Origin of the sequence: Streptomyces sp. NPDC059853 (genome assembly GCF_042731495.1) — a bacterium.
In the GTDB taxonomy this organism is placed as follows: domain Bacteria; phylum Actinomycetota; class Actinomycetes; order Streptomycetales; family Streptomycetaceae; genus Streptomyces.
This window is the reverse complement of the sequence record NZ_JBHWJL010000540.1, coordinates 1-1,647: the sequence shown is the minus strand read 5'-3', so window position 1 is coordinate 1,647 and position 1,647 is coordinate 1. Positions and strand designations below refer to the sequence as shown.

1 protein-coding gene is annotated in these 1,647 nt (G+C 72.9%); it reads left to right on the top strand.

Annotation, left to right across the window (positions count from 1 at the left end; genetic code table 11):
• A partial coding sequence (locus ACFV5N_RS27700) for a DUF885 domain-containing protein (protein WP_385605256.1) occupies positions 1–1,614 on the top strand: 1,614 nt, incomplete at its 5' end.
• Positions 1,615–1,647 lie beyond the last annotated feature (33 nt).

The window sequence follows — 1,647 nt, the reverse complement described above, 5'->3', positions numbered from 1 at the left end:
CCCATCACCGGAACCTACCTCGGGGTCGCCGAGAGCGCCGAACAACTGCCCGACTACTCCCCCGCCGGACACGAGGCCCGCGCGGACCTCGCCCGGCGCACCCTGCGGGAGCTGGCCGAGGCGGAGAAGCGCCCCGGCGCGGACAGCGACGCCGAGCGGCGCTGCGCCCGGCTGCTGCGCGAGCGGCTCACCGCCGAACTCGCCGTGCACGAGGCGGACGAGCACCTGCGCGCGGTCAGCAACCTGTTCTCGCCGGTGCACGACGTGCGCAGCGTGTTCTCGCTGATGCCGACCGAGACCGAGGACGACTGGGCGCGCGTGGCGCGCCGGCTGTCCGCCGTCCCCGCCTCGCTGGAGAGCTACCGGGCCGCGCTCGCCGCCGGCCTGGAGCGCGGCCTGCCGGCCGGGCCGCGCCAGGTCACCACGGTCATCGGCCAGTTGGAGGAGTGGATCGCGGACGGGGCGGAGAAGAGCTGGTTCGCGCAGTTCGTGGCGGAGGGCCCCGGGGCGCTGCGCACGGAGCTGACCGAGGGCGCCCGGGCGGCCACGGCGGCGATCGTGGAACTGCGCGAGTGGCTGGCCGGAACGTACGCCCCCGGCGTGGCCGGTGCCCCGCAGATCGTGGGCCGCGAACGCTACGCCCGCTGGGTGCGCTACTGGAACGGCACCGATCTGGACCTGGAGGAGGCGTACGCGTACGGCTGGTCCGAATTCCACCGGCTGCACGCGGAGATGAAGACCGAGGCCGCCAGGATCCTGCCCGGCGCCACCCCGTGGGAGGCGCTGCGCCATCTGGACACCGAGGGCGAGGCCATCGAGGGGGTCGAGGAGATCCGGGTCTGGCTCCAGGAGCTGATGGACGAGGCCATCGAGGCGCTGGACGGCACCCACTTCGAACTGGCCGACCGGGTCAAGCGCGTGGAGTCGATGATCGCCCCGCCCGGCAGCGCGGCGGCGCCGTACTACACCAGCCCGTCGCTGGACTTCTCGCGGCCCGGCCGGACCTGGCTGCCGACCATGGGCGAGACCCGTTTCCCGGTGTACGACCTGGTGTCCACCTGGTACCACGAGGGTGTCCCCGGCCACCACCTCCAGCTGGCGCAGTGGGCGCACGTCGCCGACCAGCTGTCGCGCTACCAGACCACGGTCGGCATGGTGTCGGCGAACGCCGAGGGCTGGGCGCTGTACGCCGAGCGGCTGATGGACGAACTGGGCTTCCTGAACAACGCGGAGCGCCGGCTCGGCTACCTGGACTGTCAGATGATGCGCGCGGTGCGGGTGATCATCGACATCGGTATGCACCTGGAGCTGGAGATCCCGGCGGACTCGCCGTTCCACCCGGGCGAGCGGTGGACGCCGGAGCTGGCCCAGGAGTTCTTCGGGCAGCACAGCGGACGCCCGGCGGACTTCGTGGAGAGCGAACTGGTGCGGTACCTGGGCATGCCGGGGCAGGCGATCGGCTACAAGCTGGGTGAACGCGCCTGGCTGCGCGGGCGCGAGGCGGCCAGGGCGGCGCACGGCGACGCGTTCGACGCGAAGAAGTGGCACATGGCGGCGCTGTCGCAGGGTTCGCTGGGCCTGGACGACCTGGAGGCCGAACTGTCGGCGCTGTGATCACTGCGGCGGTGGGGCCGGGCGCTTCGGCGG